Source organism: Aquimarina macrocephali (assembly GCF_051627225.1).
GTDB classification, from domain to species: Bacteria; Bacteroidota; Bacteroidia; order Flavobacteriales; family Flavobacteriaceae; genus Aquimarina; species Aquimarina macrocephali.
Window position 1 is genome coordinate 3683392 of record NZ_CP151795.1, and the last position, 17744, is coordinate 3701135.

Genomic DNA, 17744 nt, shown 5'->3' on the forward strand with positions numbered 1-17744 from the left:
TCTTTTTATATTGAAAGTTGTACAGGAGATAGACCAATGGCTTTATGTTGCCCAAGAAAGTGTTTGGCTCCTACCTCTTGAAAAGTTTTAAAATTCTGATATACAAGTACTATGTTATTTATATTTTTAGTTTGTAATATTCTCAAAACATATGGATTACCAAACAAATATAAAGTTACATTTTTTGTGGTACTTAGCTTTTCTATAGCTTGCAGTATCTCTGGGTCTATACCAAACTCATGTATTGGTTTTATTGAAGGTGGAAACAATGCTATAAGAATATTATTACCAGAAATGGTAGTAGAAAAAGATTGGGTATATCTTGATTTATTAAACTGTTTGTATTGTTTAATTTCTTCGAAAAAGGTACAATTTTTACTATTTCCTATAACTACAGCTTCAAAACTTTCGATATTAAATTTTTCAAAACTTTCTTTATCCGACTTATAATGAGTAAGTGATGCTTTAGCGATGTTACTATTTAAAGAAGCTTCTTTTTCAGGATCAAAAGTAGGCTTCGAGATATTCTTTTCAAATGCATCCTTTTTAAGCTTTTGGATTCTTGTAAAACTTTCTTCAATTTGCTCGTCAGATGCATTTTTTTCTATGGTACGAATACCTTCTGCTACATGCTCTGCAAAACATAGAATATCATTACCTGCATCAAATGCTTTCCATTCTAATATTCCTTTTTCGGGATATAATTTAGAAACACTATGCATATTAAGGGCATCAGAAATAACAACACCTTCGAAACCCAATTCATTTCTTAATACTCCTTTAATAATATCTTTTGACAAAGTAGCGGATATATTTTTTCCTTTGGTTAAAGAAGGTACAGCCAGATGTCCGATTAAAATGCTATCAATTCCCGATGCTATTGCTTTTATAAATGGATACAGTTCTTCATCATATAATTCTTGTCTAGATTTAGAGATTACTGGAAGCCCAAGGTGTGAATCTACAGCAGTATCCCCATGTCCTGGGAAATGCTTAAAACAGCCTAAAACCCCCGAAGCTTTAAGTCCTTTGTAAAATGCTAAGGATTTAAGAGTAACCTGTTCTTTTTTTTCACCAAAAGAACGATAACCGATTACAGGATTATTGGGGTTGACATTAATATCGGCAACAGGAGCTAAATTGAGGTGAATTCCTATACTTTTAAGATCATTTCCTGTGTATTTCCCTACTTCGGTAATCAAATCTGATTGATCATCGGGTATTGCTCCTAATGTTATGGCATAAGGATATTGAGGGGTATTTTCTACACGCATTGCCAATCCCCATTCTGCATCAATACTAATTAGTAGTGGGGTAGGAGCTATGTTTTGATAATGTGTTATAAGTTCTGCTAGTCGTTTAGCACTATCTTCATTTCGAATCACTTTTTTCTTGTCCTCAAAGTTGGTAGCAGCACTGGCTCTACTATGAAAAAAGGTAAGACCTCCTACTTTATAATCTAGTATTAATTTTTCGACTTCTTTTATTTCTTGATCCGTATCATTAATAAATGCAGCAGGAAAGAAAAACTGGCCAATTTTTTCGGTTTTAGAAAGGTTGGATAGATTCATTACTTGCATTAATTTAATTTTTGTCTTTCTTTCCGTAAGTAGCGGGATATTGGATGTATCGAGTAAGGATAATGCCAGGGATTGCGGCAATGGCAACCCAAATAAAGAATCCGGTATATCCAAGAACCTCTTGGATGAAACCACTAATCATACCTGGCAACATCATACCTAAAGCCATAAACCCTGTTGCGATTGCATAATGAGAAGTTTTAGAAACACCCTCTGCTACATATATCAAAAACATAAGATAAGCAGCAAACCCAAATCCATATCCAAATTGCTCAATAATAACAACTAATGTAACAGATACTACAGAAGATGATTCCCAGAAGCTTAACAAAACATACAATACATTAGGCAGGTTTAAAGCTAAAATCATTGGAAGCATCCATTTTTTTAATCCATATACCGAAATAGCAATACCTCCCAGAATTCCTCCTATGGTTAAGGCTATAATTCCGAATGTACCATAAATAGTGCCTACCTCGGTAGTAGATAATGCTAATCCACCAGCTTCTTTCTGATCTAATAAAAAGGGAGAAGCCATTTTTACCAATTGGGATTCTCCTAATCTGTAAAGAAGAATAAACGCGAGAACAATACCTATTTGTTTTTTTTGAAAGAAGGTCTTAAAAACATCTAAGAAACGTATTGGATTATCTTTAGAATCCTCGGTTTCATTTTCCACTTTTGGAGTTGCAAAAAGATTGATTACTGTTAATAGAATCATGAAAACGGCAGTGATAATCATGGTATAAGACCATGCTTTTTGATTATTACCGTAATACCCCTCTAAAAAACCAGCAAGTACTACAATTAATCCTTGTCCTGTTACCATAGCCAAGCGATAAAAAGTACTGCGTACTCCTAAAAAAAAGGACTGTTTTTTTTGTGTAAGGCTAATAAGGTAATATCCATCAGAAGCAATATCGTTTGTGGCCGATGCAAATGCGGCTATCCAGAAACAAGAAAGACTAAGGACAAAGAAATTATTGGTAGGGATCGTTAAACCTACTCCCAAAAATGCTATAGCAATAAGGAGTTGCATACCTAAAAACCAATTACGCTTAGTACTTTTAATATCTACAAACGGGCTCCATAGTGGTTTTATAACCCAAGGAAGGTAGAGCCAACTGGTATACAATCCAATATCAGCATTACTAATTCCTAGTTTTTTATACATGATTACAGAAAACGTGATGATAATCACATATGGTAATCCTTCTGTAAAATATAATGAAGGCACCCAAGCCCAGGCGTTTTTGTCTTTATTAGGTTCTGTCATGAATTGTTATTAAGGAAAGAAAGATACTTATAAATTATTAGTAATACCTGATTTATATTTTATCGATATAATCTAGTTCTAGCTTATCCAGATCTATCTCTGGGAGCGACTTTTTATAAAAGAAATCAATGATTTGATCTACAAGATACGAATTGATTTTGTCCATTTTTTTTTCTTCAATCATAGTGAAGATATTCATTGCTTCAGCCTTTTTAAACTCTTTGATTAATTTATCTGGCTTTTTAACTGCACTCATACCGTTATACTTTTCCATTTTTTTCTTCATCCATCTATGGCTAACTAGTTTTATTTGAGTATCATGAAAATCTTTCCTTAGGAGGTCTATGCGTTCTATATTATTTTTTGCTTCCTTCTGTGTACGATTTAATTGTATTTTAGCTTTGGTAAATTGCCTTTCGAATTTAAAATCAAGACGACGCATATCGTGTTTCAGGTGCTGGATTACTTCATAAAGTGCATTATCATATATGGTTAAGAACTCTTCATACGCATACAATGCATCAAGAAATACAATGGCATCCTTTCGGTATAATCTAGGTATTGGTTGATCTTTTACTCTTTTAAATAAGCCAGCAAGTTCTACCTGTTTTTCTTCAGGGATGTTTGTAAACCATGAGTTATTCTTTAGCGCTCTTAATTTTGTAGTGATATCAAATCTGGTACCCTTATAAAGTTCTGATTTATAACTAAACCTATATGTGTTGGGATTTTCTTGGGCATTACCATGGGACATGATTAGAAATACAGAAATGAATGCTAAGAATTTCATATGTCATGTTTAATTAGTAAAAGCTTTTTTTGAGTTGCAATATAATAAAGTAATACTAACGTAGCATATGATTAGATTGTTATGTTATACACAATAGACTTGTAGTTTTATACATTTAGGGGTTATTTCCTAAATAAGAAAATTTATTTTTAATCGGGTTTGATCAATTATAGCGGTATTAGCTAAAATACAGTGATTTACTCTTAGCCTAGAATGTTATTTTAAACCTTCTAATGATTATGAATGAAGAGATACCATACGCAAAATACGAGCCTAGTTACCCTAGGGCAAATGGAATTGAAGTCTTATTAATAGAAGATCTAATACAAAAGTATCGTGGTGTGATATCTTCTTTTCCAGAAACACCACATAAATTAGAATTTTATTTATTAGCTTATTATACAGAAGGAGAAACAGAACATTTAGTAGATTATGTATGGCATAAGGTTGAAAAAAACAACTTGGTGTATTTGGCTAAAGGTCAGGTAAATGCATTTAGGTTTAAAGAAAATGTGAAAGGTTTTATTTTGCTTTTCACAAAAGACTTTTTTGAGATGCGACTTAATGATTTATCTAAGGAAACTATTATACGTTTATTTGCTCCTCATCTATTTAAGCCAATACTTCAAGTTAATGAAAGTTCTAATATTGGGGATTATATAAAACTCTTATATAAAGAATATTATAAAGAGGCAGATGGTTATAATAAGAGTGATACTATATTTTCTTTGTATACTATCATACTTTCTAAAGTAGAACAAATAAAAAGGGGTCAGACTTTTTCTGGAAAATATTCTGAGAGTATAGTGCTATTTCTAAAGTTTATAACGGCTTTAGAAAGAGATTATATAATTAGTAGAAACGCTGATTTTTATGCAGAACATTTAAATATAACCTATATGCGCTTAAATATCGTTTGTAAAGAAACGATTGGGATTACTGCAAAACAATTCATTGACGGATTTGTGATCCTAGAGGCAAAAAGAAAATTAATAAACTCTAATATTAAAAGTACAGAGTTAGCTTTTTTAATAGGTTTTAAAGAGGCTACTAATTTTGTGAAATATTTTAAAAAATTGACAGGCTTGACCCCAAACAACTTTAAGAGCCAATATTCATACCACCATCTTATTTAATATTCACCATTTTTACATCAATATTCATCTAAACGTCTCGTGAACTTGCCTCCAATATCCTTTTGTTGAGCTTTATCCTCTTGATTATTAAGTCACTGTTTGCAAAATATTCCTATACTTTAATCAATAGCTTAAATCTTTAATTTAATGACGCTAGACTTGTCTCTAGGATTATTTTTTTGACGATTTTGTGATTTTAGAAGCAAAAAGAAAATTAATACATTGTATTAAAAGTACAGAGCTAGCTTTTTTAATCGGCGTTAAAGAGGCTACTAATACCATTTCTAACTTGAATTCACCCAATAAAAACATGTCTTTTTACTTGATGCTTCAACATAAAAAATAACCGTAACTAAGGCTATGCTCGTTTTTTCTTTTTCGCCTAAACTAAAAATCTGATATTTTTCTTATGAGCAAATTCAAATCAGAACTGGTATAATTTTAAAAAATGGATAGGCTTAATCTCAAATAACTTTAAGAGCCAATACTCGTATTATCATTTTTATTAATATTTACCATTTTTATGCCAATATCCACCTTTTGTTTGTTTGTTACGTTGGTTAGTTTTGTAACGATTTAACACAAAGAATGACAATAATTATTTATTAACCTTCAACTTTAGAATAAAATGAAATCAATTAAATTAATCTTATCAGGGGCTTTGTTAACTACCCTGTTTATTTCTTGTGAGAAACAAGAGGAAACTAATACTATGCCTGTAGAGGCAACAACAGATCAAGAACATGGTCTAATAACTAATGATAATGTACCTTCTACTGTTTTAAAAATTAATGGAGAAGAAGTACGAGTAGGTGATCTTGGTAATGGAGAATATCTTTTTAATGGAGATATGGCATTTACAAAAGAAGGATTGTCTAGTTTTTTAAGTGATGATGAAAAAGCGAATTGGGGAGGCCAAAGAAGATGGACTAACAATACGATTTACTATCAGTTCGCCCAAGGTTTGTCTTCAGGACGTAGAAGTACTATGCTAAGAGCTATGAGACATATCTCTAGCAGAACACGTGTTAGGTTTGTTCAAGGCCGTGGTAGTGGTAATTATGTTAGCATTTTCACCTCAGGAAATGGAACTAATTATGCTACTGTTGGTATGAGGGGAGGGGCACAAAGCCTTTCTATATCAACCAATAGACTTGGTATTGCAATTCATGAATTGGGGCATACTATTGGTTTGTATCATGAACATCAAAGAAGAGATCGTGATAGTTACGTAACAGTAAATTATAATAATATTCCTCAAAATTTTCACAGCGATTATCGTAAAAAAGGGCAAAATGTCGGAAGCTTTGACTGGAGATCAATTATGCTGTATCCTACGGTTAGTAGAGGTGGTGGATACGAAATGGTTCGACGAAGTAATGGTCAGCCTATTACTACTTCATTATTCTCAAATAGTGCTACTTTAAGTAGTGGAGATGTTGCTTGTATTAATAGATATTACCGTTAAATTTTAATAATTATTTATATATAAATAATTATTGTTTTTTTTAAAAATAGTTGTCTGAAAAGTAGACCTAAAAATCGAACATTTAGTTTGAGATTGGAAATCTATTCTTTAGACAGCTATTTTTTTTGTTTTTTTAAATATTGATATACAGGGTGTTGATCGCATCAGTAAATGTTTAAAGTTTGAAAACGTGAAGTTTCAAAATACTCCGAAGGCTTTCTTCCAATGTTCTTTCGTTAAGCTGTATCTTTTTGGTTATTAATACCTTTCTTATATAAAATTACCTGCTAAAATTGTTTCTTTTTACTCCATGTTTCAAAATAAAATGCATCGATAGCTATGCTATACCTGAATTTTCTTTTTTACCTGAACCAAAAATAATTCAATTCAGATTACAGTAATTTCATATAAGAAATGGTATAAGTTAAGTATCTGTAAAAAAACATTCCTATACTTTGACCAAGGATTCCAGCCTACGCTGGAATGACAAGCAAAAAGCATTGTTTTTTAGTCATTTTGTATTCCGGCGTAGGCCAGAGTTAGTTATTAATAAATTCTAAATCAGTAGTTTAAGTTCTTAGTGTAATGACGTTGGACTTGATACTAGAGCTATTTGCTGACGGATTTGTGATCTTAGAACCAAAAAGAAAACTAATACATTCTGTTAAAAGTACAGAGCTAACTTTTTTAATTGGTTTTAAAGAGCCTACTAACTTTGTAGAATATTTCAAAAAATAGATAGGATTGACTCCAAATAATTTCAAAATCCAATATTTACATCATTTCGATATTTACCATTTTTATATCGACATTTACCTTTTATTTGGTTTTTTGTTCATATAGTTTTACTGCGATTTAACACAAATATTAAGAAAATAACAATAATTATTTTTTTTAACTCACAAACTTAACTAAAAATGAAATCAATTAAATTAATTTTATCAATGGCCTTTTTGGCTACTCTTTGTTTTTCTTGTGAAAAACAAGAAGAGAATGAAGCTCCCGTAGAAACGGCAATAGGGGAAGATACCGAGGCTAAAGAAGTCTTGTTTAATAATCATGTTCCTACAACTATTTTAAAAGTTAATGGAGAAGAAGTGGCAGTAGGAGATTTAGGAAATGGAGAATATCTTTATAATGGAGATATAGTAGTTTCTGAAACAGACCTATCTGAGTTTTTAAGTGATCAAGAGGGGGTAAAGGCAAATTGGGCAGGAGCAAGGAGATGGGCTAATCGTACCATATATTATCAGTTTGCTTCAGGTTTTTCTTCATCCAAAAGAAATACTGTTTTAAGTGCTATGAGACACATTTCGAGCAGAACGCGAATTAGATTCGTTCAAGGTCGTGGTCGTGGTAATTATGTTAACATATTTACCGATGCAAGAGGAGGTAATTATGCTACTGTTGGTATGGCTGGTGGAAGACAAAGTTTCTCTTTAGGTAGAAATAATCTCGGTGTAGCTATTCATGAATTAGGACATACTATTGGTTTACACCATGAGCATTCAAGACCAGATCGAGATCGACATATTCGTATAAATTGGAATGCAATTCCTAGTGATAGCCGTAGTAACTTTAGAAAAACTGGAAATAATTATGGGCGTTTTGACTGGAATTCGATTATGTTATATCCTTCTAGAACTAGAAATGGAGTATCTGATATGGTAAGCATCAGTACGGGTAGACCTTTTAATAATGCGATAGAAAGTGGTAGAAACTATTTAAGTAGTGGTGATATTGCTTGTATCAATGCATATTATCGTTAAACTTTAATCATCATTATTTAGATAATTGTTGTTATTTTTTTAATTAAAACAAGGTTATCTGAAAATTAAATCAAAAACTAACGTATTGTTTAAATTTTATCATCAATAGCTGGTGTTAAAAACGTGAAATTTCACAACAAATTTACTTTTCAGATAACCTTATTTATTCAAAATTCACAAACGGATTACTATTGTTACATCAAAAGCTGTAATCCCATAACAAGAAATACAGAGTAAGAGGATGATAAAGAAAAATAATTGATGTTATTTTTCAACTTTACCAACTTCTTCAACGGTAACCATTTTTTTCTGGGTATTACCCCAACTATTCATAATGTAATTCATTACATCTGCAATTTCTTCGTCTTCAAGACCTAATGACGTCATCGCACTATTATAAGTCTTTCCGTTAACTTTGATAGGACCATTTAACCCATATTTGATAGAATAGATGCTTTCTTTTCGTTTATTAACTAACCAGTCTGATCCTGCCAAAGGCGGAAATACATTAGGAGATCCTTTTCCATCAGGAAGATGACATTGCATACAGAAATCAGTATAAATCTCGTTTCCGCGAGCGATACTTTCTAATAATTTTGCGTCTTGAATTTTTGATACAGGATATAGAACATACTCGATATCTGATTTTTCTTGTTGTGCAACAAGTGAAATACTTATGATCAATATGGTAATTTCTATTATGAAGAAACGTTTTAAATATTTTTTCATGCGTTTACATGTTTCTAATTTAATTAGGAATTATTTTCACAATACCTTTATTTTCTACTGCGACATAGATAAATCCATCTGGTCCTTGCCTTACATTACGAATACGCCCCATACCATCGAGTAATTTTTTTCGTCCTGTAACTTTAGTATCGGTTAATTCTACCAGTTCAAGATATTGAAATATTAATGAACCTACTAATAGGTTGTTTTTCCATTGGGGATAGATATCACTTGTAATAAAATCCATTCCGCTAGGAGCGATAGAAGGAACCCAATAATATATTGGCTGTTTCATTCCTTCTTTTTTAGTGATATCTGTAATAGATGTACCACTATAATTAATACCATAAGTGATTACTGGCCACCCATAGTTTGTACCTTTTATGATTGGATTAATTTCATCACCACCTTTAGGACCATGTTCATGAACCCAGATTGTACCATCGGGATGTATTGCCATTCCTTGTGGATTGCGATGGCCATAAGAAAAAACAGCTTTTTTTGCTCCATTTTTGGTAACAAAAGGGTTGTCTTTAGGGATAGATCCATCATCATTAAGGCGGTATATTTTTCCTCCGTCCTTAGTAATATCTTGAGGGTTTACATCTCTATTACCACGATCTCCAATAGAAAAATATAGGTATCCTTCATTATCAAATTCTATTCGTGATCCAAAATGATGCCCTTTTGTAGTATTGGGTGTTCCTTTATAGAGTTTTTCTATATTGGTCAGTTGATTGTTTTCTAGTTTGGCTCTAATCAAAGCTGTGTTACCACCTTTTTCGGTACCTTCTTTAGAGGAATAAGTGATGTATAGCCATCCGTTTTCTTTATATTTAGGATGTAGCTCTATATCCAACAACCCGCCTTGATTACGATTATATACTTCTGGGACATTGCCAATCGAGGTTTTATTACCATTTTTAAAATGGATCAATTCTCCACTTTTTTCTGTAATGAGCATACTGCCATCAGGCAACCAAGCCATTCCCCATGGGATTTGCAAATCAGGAACAACAACTTCTGTTGTATAGTTTTTAGGATCATCTTCTAAGGTAATGTCATTTTCTTTTTGTTGCTGTGCGCAAGCCGAAAACACAATGGTTAGAAAGATAAGAAATGACGAGAATTTCATAGATTTTTTGTTGATTCCCGAAAAATACAAAGAAATATTAGTTATAATCTATATTTTATGTTAATCCCTGTGTATGCATTAAATGGTAAACCGGGATAGAAATATCTAGGAGAATTACCACCAAACCCTCTGGCATTGATTTGTAATTGAGACGCATACTTAGTATCTAAAATATTATTTGCGCCAAAAAATAAGTCATACTTAAGGTGAGATCCAATGTTACTTTTAAAACCTATTTTGCCATGTAGTAATTCATAGTTTTTGCTAAATGTTGTGTTTGCATCGTTTGCAGGTATTTTACCTACAGTCTGAAAACTAAGGTTACCATAGAACCCTTTTTGAGCTATAAATTCGATTCCTGAATTGGTAACTTCAGAAGGAACACCGGTAAGATCGTTATTCGAAAAATCAGTATCCAAATCTACAAAGTCATCAAATTTATGGTCATATATTGATGCATTGAAAAAGAATTTTAATACTCCAGACTTTACTTTTATAATATCATAATTCAATTCTAATTCGGCACCATTATGTATGGTTTTTCCAGCATTAATAGCAAAGAAATTATCATCGATAGTTCTTCTTGAAACCAAAAGGTCTTTAACTCTAAATTGATATAATGATAAAGATCCATAGAGCATATCCTGTAATAGACTATATCGGGTACCGATCTCATAATTCCAACCTATTTCGGGTTTTATATCGGGATTAAAAAGACCATCAGGCAATAGTGTTTCTGAAGTAGTAGGAGTAGAGAAACCGTGGGCAATGTTTCCGTAGAGCGTAAATTGAGAATTTAGAGAATAATTTATTCCAATTTTGGGAGAGAATATGGGGTCAAAATCGAATTTGCCAGAGCTATCTTCTCCATCAGATAAGAATTGATCATCGATATCAAAAAAAGTCTGATTGAGATTTATACCAACATTTACTCTAAACTTCTTATTAATCTTATAATTTGCTTCAGCAAAAATGTTGTAATAGTATCGTTTTTCATCGAGATCAGAAAGTTGATTGCCTTGTACACTACCTGTTCCAGCAGGGAAATCCTGATATAGATTTTCAAAAGTCTTACCAGTATAATAATCAAAGAATAATTCCCCACCTGCAGTCCAGTTTAATTCCTTACTGGCGATTAGATGACTCCCTAAAACTCGGTTTCTAATACCAAAACTTGTTGCATTTTCTTTTAGTATATTAAAAGGTCTAGACTCGTCATTGTTTCTAAAAGAACTAAAAACACTGGTGTTATGTGATGTTTTTGAATTATATTTATGTTTCCAGGTTACTCCTAATAGTCCATAATCTACATCTTCCGAACCTTGAGCACGCCCCCAGGTAAATGCGGCTTGTCTTGGATTGTTTTCAAAATTTTCCTGATCTAATGAACTGGGAATACCAGCATTAAGGTTAACATAGCTACCTAAAATAGAAAAGCTATTTTTCTTTCCAGCATCAAAACCAGAGGCCAGTGTTACTGTATTTCGATCATATTCATTATTATCTCGATAGCCATCAGTATGATTATTGCTATACAGTACTGTAATATTAGATTTTTCTTTGGATATAGCAGCTTTAGCCAGAATTCTTCTTAGTCCATAACTCCCAAGTGATGTAGTTAATTCACTCTCAGAAGTATTTGTATTTGCAAATTCGGGTTGAAATAAGATAGTTCCTCCTAATCCTACACCATAACTGCTTGAAGAAGGTCCTTTATGAATTTCTATGCTGGATAAAGCACCGAGTTCTAAATCCTCTATAGAAGATTCTCCATTTCCATCGGTTAATGGGATATCTCCAAAATAGGCTCTTATATTAGCTGTACCAAATAAGTTTCTGGCCCCGATTCCTCTAATTGTAATTCTATTGGTGTTTAAAGTACCGTTTTGCATAAAAACACCAGCAACTCTATTGAGAACAGGGTGTAACTCAATTGAGTTTCCACGATTAATATCATTAGCTGTAATAGAAGAGACAGCCTCTGTTGCATACTTATGTTTTTGTGGACGAAAATAATCTTCTATCACAACCTCAACTAAATTTGTAATGGGAACTAATGCTATTACAATGTATTCATTCTTAATATGGTTATGTTTGTTAATATCTATAGAAGTTTCAGTATAACCATCTTTGAAAAACTTTATTTTGCCTAAAGATTTTATAGAAAACTTGCCATCAGTATCAGTAAAAACTTTGATATTACTACCTGTATCAAGAACGCTTACATTGGCTATTGGAAGTTTATTTGAACTATTTATGACAATTCCTTTAGTGTCAAATTGTGAGTATACAGAAAAGTGACAAGCGAGTACTAAAAATAAAAATATTCTTTTCAAGATTTGTTTTTCCTCAAATATCGGAAACTAGAGGCAATTGGGTTTAAAAAACATGATTGTGTTGATGAATATTATGATTTTTTAACGATCAGATAGAGTAATTCTTATACCGAAGAAAATATACAGCTGTACTATGAAGTAAAAAGTATTCATTTTTTATAGAGGCCAGTTGTTATATAAATTCCCCTTATCAACTGACCTGCTATAAAAAACAGAATTATCCAAAAAAGAAACAGTGTCATTTTTGGACCCCCTAAATATTTCCTTCTTCTTTATTTATACTATGTAATCGTCTCTTATCCTTCGTATATTCAAACCAATTACGAACTATTAGTATAATTAGTACTATTAGTATTATGATTTGAACAGCAATCAATACAATCATCTTTCCCTTTTTACAAGAAGTATGAAACTTCTATTTTATCCGTTATATAGTTTTGACACATAAAAAAAAGAAAAGTCACTTTAGATTCATTACTTTATAATTTCAACTTTTTTATCCACTATAAGTTTAATAGGATAGACTACTCTATTATTATCATTACTTTCTACTATCATACTAATATTATCGATAGAAATAATAACTCCTTCGTCACCTTCGATTCTAATTTTTTGTCCTACTTCAAAATTTTTCTTAGAATAGAAACCTAGTAATAATCTATACACAACATCTCTAGAGCCTAAACCTAATGCAAGTACAAAAGTGGCTAAAAAAGCTCCCAGAATTAGAGAAAGGTTGTTTGTTATGATACTAGTATTGATACCTGCTTGATTTAAAGCCGTAATAGAAACAATTGCTACAATACTAAAAAAGAGGATAGAGCTTATTATTTTAGATCCACTAAGATCCAAAGATTTTAGCAAAGCATAAACAGATTTTCTTACTAAAGAAGCCAGGTATAATCCTAATCCTAAAATTACAATCGAACTGAATATTTTGGGTAAATAATCGATTAATCTTCCTGCACCATTCGAAACCATATTTAAACCAAACATATCAGCTCCGACAATAACCAATACAAGAATTAGAAACCACTTAACAAAAGCTAGAATTATTTTGGTAGGTTCGATTTTGGTAGCAGAATTAAAAAGAGTCCCATTATCACTAATTTTAGATGCCAAAGTATCAATTTTGGTTAGCTTCAAGGATTTTTTTAATATAAAAAGAATGAATTTTACAATCATCCACCCGACTAAAATGAACAAAATGGCGCCAATTATATTAGGCATAATCTCATATAGTTCATTAAATATATTTTCAATCAATTTAAAATTTAGAAATTTTTCCATACGATTTTTGGAGGTTAGTCCTTAGTTTTTGTTAGAACGACTTACTATTTTAAAAAGTTCTTCAAGAGAATTTGGATATTTTATAGCAAATAAATCAGCCAGATCTAGTGATAGCTTTACTATTTCGACATCATCGAGTACCTTTTCCTTGATAGAAGCAGGTAATTCTTCATTTTGAATAATTTTTTTAAATGGATTTTTCATTTTTTGTGGGGTATTAGGTTTAAAAGGTGTTATAAGGTTTTATATAAATTCACTAATCTAGATTTGGCTCGGCTTAATCTCATTTTTACAGCACTATTTCCAATATTTAGAGTTTTTTCAATTTCTTTTATAGTGAGATCATCCTGATATTTCATCATTAAAATGATTTTATCTTCGGGTTCAATTTTTTTTAGTGCCATTGCTAGTTTTTTGGACTTTAATTTCATCATATCTTCATCATCTATTTCTTCTGATGGGTAATCAACGATAATATCATCGATTGATACGATTTTCTCTTTTTTCTTTTTTTGAACCCTCTGTACATAATTCACACAGAAATTATAGGTGAATGAATACAACCAGGTAGAAAATTTAGAATTTCCTTTAAATGTCTTTAGCTTGGCGAATAAAAGAACAAAAATATCGTGTGTTAAATCTTGCGCCTCTTCATTAGATTTTACAAAACTCAAGCATTTATTATATATAGTTTTTGCATATCTGTCATAAAGAATTGCATATAGCTTAGTATCCTTACTTTTGGCTATTTTGTAAACAAGCTCTTTATCCTCTAAATTTTCATCCAGTTCTGTCTTCTTCAACCTGTATTTTTATTACATATAATCCCTCTAAATAATTTAGACACAGCGTATCTAAAAAAGTCACTTTTAATTTATTTCTTTATTTCAAAGTGATTGCGGTACCTCTGTTATGATTTGTTTTAAAGCGATGTGTTTATGGTATTTAAATATCCAAAAACACCAATCTTTGGGGCTTGAGTGAAGGTTTAAAAGAGTTCAAAAAACATTTTTGAAACCTTAATTTAAGTAAAAAATAAAAGTAATAGTATGATTTCTAAGGTTTTCTTGTTTTTAAAACTCTTTTAAACAGTTAACAGATGAACTGAGAGCTTTCACAGATTAAAATTTTCTAAAAAAGATAGGAGTATCACTTTTGAAATATCAAATTCAAAAAAATGATGCGAACAGTAAGTTTTATACTATTTTTTTTCATGGGATTCTCCATTATGATTGGTCAGGAAATAAAAATATTGAAAGGAACGGTAAGAGATCAGATAACCCAGGAGATTATCCCTTATGCTACAGTAGCAGTTTATAATAATAAAAAAGAATTAGTTGATGGTATTTCGACTAATGATGATGGTCTATTTCTGTTAGAAACAGATAAGATATTTACCTATTTTGAAGTTAGTTTTATTGGTTATCAAACTTCTTTGGTTCAATTTTCTGAAGTTGACGATCCAACGAATATTTCTATCCAATTAGAATCGATGGCAAGCACTCTTGAAGAAATTGTTATTGAAGCTGATCGAACTACCACACAGCTTAAAATTGATAGAAAAATTATTGATATAGGAGCAGATCTTCAACAATCAGGCACTACAGCACTCGAAGCTTTTGATCAAATCCCAGATATACAAACCGATTTGGGAACTGGTAATATTTCATTAAGAGGTAGTGATAATGTGAAATTATTAATCAATGGAAAACCTTCTTCCCTTGACGCAGTGGAGTTATTAGAGCAAATCCCATCATCTTCTATAAAAACTGTAGAAATTATAACTTCTCCATCAGCAAAATATCAAGCAGATGGATTATCAGGAGTTATAAATGTTGTTTTAAAAAGAAATGTAAATAAGGGGTTCAACCTTAACCTCAATAGCGCACTAGGAACAAAACGATATAGTTATGGCATTGATGGAAACTATAATCTCTCATTTATGAATTTTAGATTTAATGTCTCGCAATCTGGAAGAGAAATGGATAGTAAACAAACTATTAATCGATCTTTCATAAATGGCGATACTCAGGGAATTTTTACTCCTCACGATTTTAATGGCAAAATAAAAAGAGGAATAATTGGATTAGACTTTTTTGTGGATGAACATAATGAATTCTCTTTGGGATTTGATTATACCGATGATTATCATAGTTTTTATAATAATTCACAATATTTTGATGTGACCGATCGTGATGATTTTACATATACTCGTAACTCTGAACATTCACATTTTACTTCTGTTTTTAATGCTAATTATCGCAGAGGATTTAATAAGGAAGGGCATTTTTTAGAGATTGACTATAATCTTAATGATAATAAAAATGAGTATCCATCCTCTGATTTTGAAGACAGTGCTTTTTTGTTTGACCAAATAATAGAAGAAGATAATAAAATCCATGCCATATCATTAGACTACGCATTACCTGTTTCAGAAAAGATTAAAATAGAGACAGGAGCATCCTGGAATAGAAGTGATACAAAAAACCAACAGTTTTTTAGACCAAATAATGAGATATCTACTTTAAACACATTTGATTATGAAGAAGAACTATTAGGTATCTACGGGCTTACAAAATTTAGTATTCAAAAATTAGATTGGCAAGTTGGATTGCGATATGAATATTTCTCATCAAAATCTCAAAATACACTCAATTCATCAACAACAGATTTACATTTTTCTAATCTTTTTCCATCGATACACATGGGCTATACATTTAGCGAAGGTAATACACTGGGTTTAGGATATAGTAAACGAATCTCCAGGCCAAATTTGCATCATATTAATCCTTTTCAGTTAGGGAACCCTTTTTTTAGATTTGATGGTAACCCAGGATTAAGACCAGAATCAAGTGATAATATTGAACTTAACTACCAAAATAATAAGAGAAAATTAAATTGGTCTGTTACCACATTTTATCGCTACAGGAAAGATGTTATTCTTTGGGTAAATACTATAGAAGATAATAATGTACAGGTGATCTCATTTCAAAATATTGGAATAAATCATTCATTAGGTATTGAAGCTACTGTAAAATATAAGTTTACTAAGTATTGGAATACCATACTTACCGGGAATTATTATTACACAATGACAGATCAGAACAATCTGGTTACCTGGGATGAATTATACTCATCTAATCTACAATTAAAAAATACATTTAAAATCACTAAAAAGGTGAGTACAGATATAACATATCGACATACACCCAAGAGACAAAATGCTTTTAATTATATAGAACCAAGACATAGAGTTGATTGGGCGGTAAGAGCAAAATTTTTGAATAATAAATTAACAGCCAATTTAAGAGTCATAGATGTATTAGACAATAACTTAATGAAACGAAATACACGTACTACCGAATTTAGCCAACGTACCGTTTGGAAGTTTCAATCACAAACACTGGGATTTCTATTTAGTCTTAAGTATACACTCTTTAAAAATGAGGATAGAGCAAGAAACAGAAAGGAGCGAGAATATAGACACAACGATTCTAGCAATTAAAAAATAATACAAGTAAAAAACTATACGCAATGCAGATAAATTCTTTTATGTCAACGGTAATAATGATTTTTATGTTAACGATAATCGGTTGTAAACCAAATGATTTTGTTGAAGAAAAAATCTCTTCTCAAGAACTTTCTCAATGGAGAACAATAGGAAAAGGTAAAACCTCGATTAAAGATCATGAATTTGTTTTTGAAGAAATTGATAGCTCTGATGGCTTCTTTTTAGTAAGTCCTAAAAGCTACCAGGGAGATATGATAGTACAATATAAAATAAAGGCTTTGTCAAAAGCATCAGTACTAATTGTACTATTTTCTGCATCTGATACCGCAGAAACAATACAATTAATGTTACCTGAAAAGAATGCTAATACCGAAGATATTTGGGAATGGCGAAGAGAAATGAATCATTATAATGTAACATTTAATAATAAATCTCACGGGTATACTCCATTCTTTTACAAAAATATTTCTTCTTTGGAGCGAGATTTCCATCTCCGAAAACAAGAAAATATAATGAACGATAATCAATGGATTAGTGTAGAAATTGGTAAAAAAGAAAATGAAGTGTGGTTTTCTCTTAATGATAGTATTATTTTCGAACGTACAGATTATAATCCACTTCTAGGAGGGCATATACTTTTCAGAATAAGTGGTGCTACCACCCAAGAAGAAACCATTCTAGCAAAAGCATCTATAAAGGATTTGATGATTTATCATCAATAAAA

The 17744-nt window shown here is 31.4% G+C and carries 14 protein-coding genes; 5 read left to right on the forward strand and 9 right to left on the reverse strand.

Going from position 1 to position 17744, the window contains the following annotated elements; genetic code table 11:
• Nucleotides 1-5: 5 nt before the first annotated feature.
• The 3 genes from AAFU52_RS16020 to AAFU52_RS16030 are packed head-to-tail and all read right to left on the reverse strand — an operon-like array spanning nt 6 to nt 3646.
• A complete protein-coding gene (locus AAFU52_RS16020) occupies nt 6-1580 on the reverse strand; it encodes a glycoside hydrolase family 3 protein (RefSeq protein ID WP_438422607.1) in 1575 nt (524 codons plus the stop codon).
• Between the two features lie 4 nt (nt 1581-1584).
• Nucleotides 1585-2856 (reverse strand): MFS transporter, encoded by a 1272-nt coding sequence (locus AAFU52_RS16025; protein WP_438422608.1) that lies wholly within the window; start codon nt 2854-2856, stop codon nt 1585-1587.
• 52 nt (nt 2857-2908) lie between these two features.
• Nucleotides 2909-3646, reverse strand: a complete 738-nt coding sequence (locus AAFU52_RS16030; protein ID WP_024768650.1) for a hypothetical protein — start codon at nt 3644-3646, stop codon at nt 2909-2911.
• Nucleotides 3647-3885: 239 nt separating this feature from the next.
• On the opposite strand from AAFU52_RS16030, the gene AAFU52_RS16035 reads away from it, so the two are divergent.
• From AAFU52_RS16035 to AAFU52_RS16045, 3 genes are all read left to right on the forward strand, one after another.
• Nucleotides 3886-4782 (forward strand): helix-turn-helix domain-containing protein, encoded by an 897-nt coding sequence (locus tag AAFU52_RS16035; protein WP_161635237.1) that lies wholly within the window; start codon nt 3886-3888, stop codon nt 4780-4782.
• A 628-nt stretch (nt 4783-5410) separates the two neighbouring features.
• Entirely contained in the window at nt 5411-6250 is an 840-nt protein-coding gene (locus tag AAFU52_RS16040) for a M12 family metallopeptidase (protein WP_024768648.1), read from the forward strand.
• A 917-nt stretch (nt 6251-7167) separates the two neighbouring features.
• The gene (locus AAFU52_RS16045) at nt 7168-8019 is read left to right on the forward strand and encodes a M12 family metallopeptidase (protein ID WP_438422609.1); all 852 of its coding nucleotides are present in this window, start codon (nt 7168-7170) and stop codon (nt 8017-8019) included.
• Between the two features lie 264 nt (nt 8020-8283).
• Here AAFU52_RS16045 and AAFU52_RS16050 read toward each other — a convergent pair whose 3' ends face one another.
• From AAFU52_RS16050 to AAFU52_RS16075, 6 genes are all read right to left on the reverse strand, one after another.
• The gene (locus AAFU52_RS16050; protein WP_438422610.1) at nt 8284-8748 is read right to left on the reverse strand and encodes a c-type cytochrome; all 465 of its coding nucleotides are present in this window, start codon (nt 8746-8748) and stop codon (nt 8284-8286) included.
• A gap of 19 nt (nt 8749-8767) precedes the next feature.
• Nucleotides 8768-9883 (reverse strand): PQQ-dependent sugar dehydrogenase, encoded by a 1116-nt coding sequence (locus AAFU52_RS16055; protein WP_024768645.1) that lies wholly within the window; start codon nt 9881-9883, stop codon nt 8768-8770.
• A gap of 41 nt (nt 9884-9924) precedes the next feature.
• A complete protein-coding gene (locus tag AAFU52_RS16060) occupies nt 9925-12219 on the reverse strand; it encodes a TonB-dependent receptor domain-containing protein (RefSeq protein WP_024768644.1) in 2295 nt (764 codons plus the stop codon).
• A 474-nt stretch (nt 12220-12693) separates the two neighbouring features.
• A complete protein-coding gene (locus tag AAFU52_RS16065) occupies nt 12694-13509 on the reverse strand; it encodes a mechanosensitive ion channel family protein (RefSeq protein ID WP_438422611.1) in 816 nt (271 codons plus the stop codon).
• 21 nt (nt 13510-13530) lie between these two features.
• Nucleotides 13531-13713 (reverse strand): hypothetical protein, encoded by a 183-nt coding sequence (locus AAFU52_RS16070; RefSeq protein WP_024768642.1) that lies wholly within the window; start codon nt 13711-13713, stop codon nt 13531-13533.
• 29 nt (nt 13714-13742) lie between these two features.
• Nucleotides 13743-14312, reverse strand: coding sequence for an RNA polymerase sigma factor (locus AAFU52_RS16075; protein WP_024768641.1), 570 nt, complete (start codon nt 14310-14312; stop codon nt 13743-13745).
• Between the two features lie 374 nt (nt 14313-14686).
• Between AAFU52_RS16075 and AAFU52_RS16080 the strand changes: the two genes are divergently transcribed.
• Together AAFU52_RS16080 and AAFU52_RS16085 are read left to right on the forward strand one after the other, a co-directional pair.
• Nucleotides 14687-17014, forward strand: coding sequence for an outer membrane beta-barrel family protein (locus AAFU52_RS16080; protein WP_035090454.1), 2328 nt, complete (start codon nt 14687-14689; stop codon nt 17012-17014).
• A 71-nt stretch (nt 17015-17085) separates the two neighbouring features.
• Nucleotides 17086-17742: a hypothetical protein gene (locus tag AAFU52_RS16085; protein WP_024768639.1), complete on the forward strand. Its 657-nt coding sequence runs from the start codon at nt 17086-17088 to the stop codon at nt 17740-17742.
• Nucleotides 17743-17744: the final 2 nt, after the last annotated feature.

Coding starts and splice junctions, on each gene's coding strand:
- AAFU52_RS16020 (WP_438422607.1), bottom strand. CDS start 1,580: ATGCAAGTAATGAATCTATCCAACCTTTCTAAAACCGAAAAAATTGGC.
- AAFU52_RS16045 (WP_438422609.1), top strand. CDS start 7,168: ATGAAATCAATTAAATTAATTTTATCAATGGCCTTTTTGGCTACTCTT.
- AAFU52_RS16030 (WP_024768650.1), bottom strand. CDS start 3,646: ATGAAATTCTTAGCATTCATTTCTGTATTTCTAATCATGTCCCATGGT.
- AAFU52_RS16055 (WP_024768645.1), bottom strand. CDS start 9,883: ATGAAATTCTCGTCATTTCTTATCTTTCTAACCATTGTGTTTTCGGCT.
- AAFU52_RS16025 (WP_438422608.1), bottom strand. CDS start 2,856: ATGACAGAACCTAATAAAGACAAAAACGCCTGGGCTTGGGTGCCTTCA.
- AAFU52_RS16065 (WP_438422611.1), bottom strand. CDS start 13,509: ATGGAAAAATTTCTAAATTTTAAATTGATTGAAAATATATTTAATGAA.
- AAFU52_RS16080 (WP_035090454.1), top strand. CDS start 14,687: ATGATGCGAACAGTAAGTTTTATACTATTTTTTTTCATGGGATTCTCC.
- AAFU52_RS16085 (WP_024768639.1), top strand. CDS start 17,086: ATGTTAACGATAATCGGTTGTAAACCAAATGATTTTGTTGAAGAAAAA.
- AAFU52_RS16035 (WP_161635237.1), top strand. CDS start 3,886: ATGAATGAAGAGATACCATACGCAAAATACGAGCCTAGTTACCCTAGG.
- AAFU52_RS16050 (WP_438422610.1), bottom strand. CDS start 8,748: ATGAAAAAATATTTAAAACGTTTCTTCATAATAGAAATTACCATATTG.
- AAFU52_RS16070 (WP_024768642.1), bottom strand. CDS start 13,713: ATGAAAAATCCATTTAAAAAAATTATTCAAAATGAAGAATTACCTGCT.
- AAFU52_RS16040 (WP_024768648.1), top strand. CDS start 5,411: ATGAAATCAATTAAATTAATCTTATCAGGGGCTTTGTTAACTACCCTG.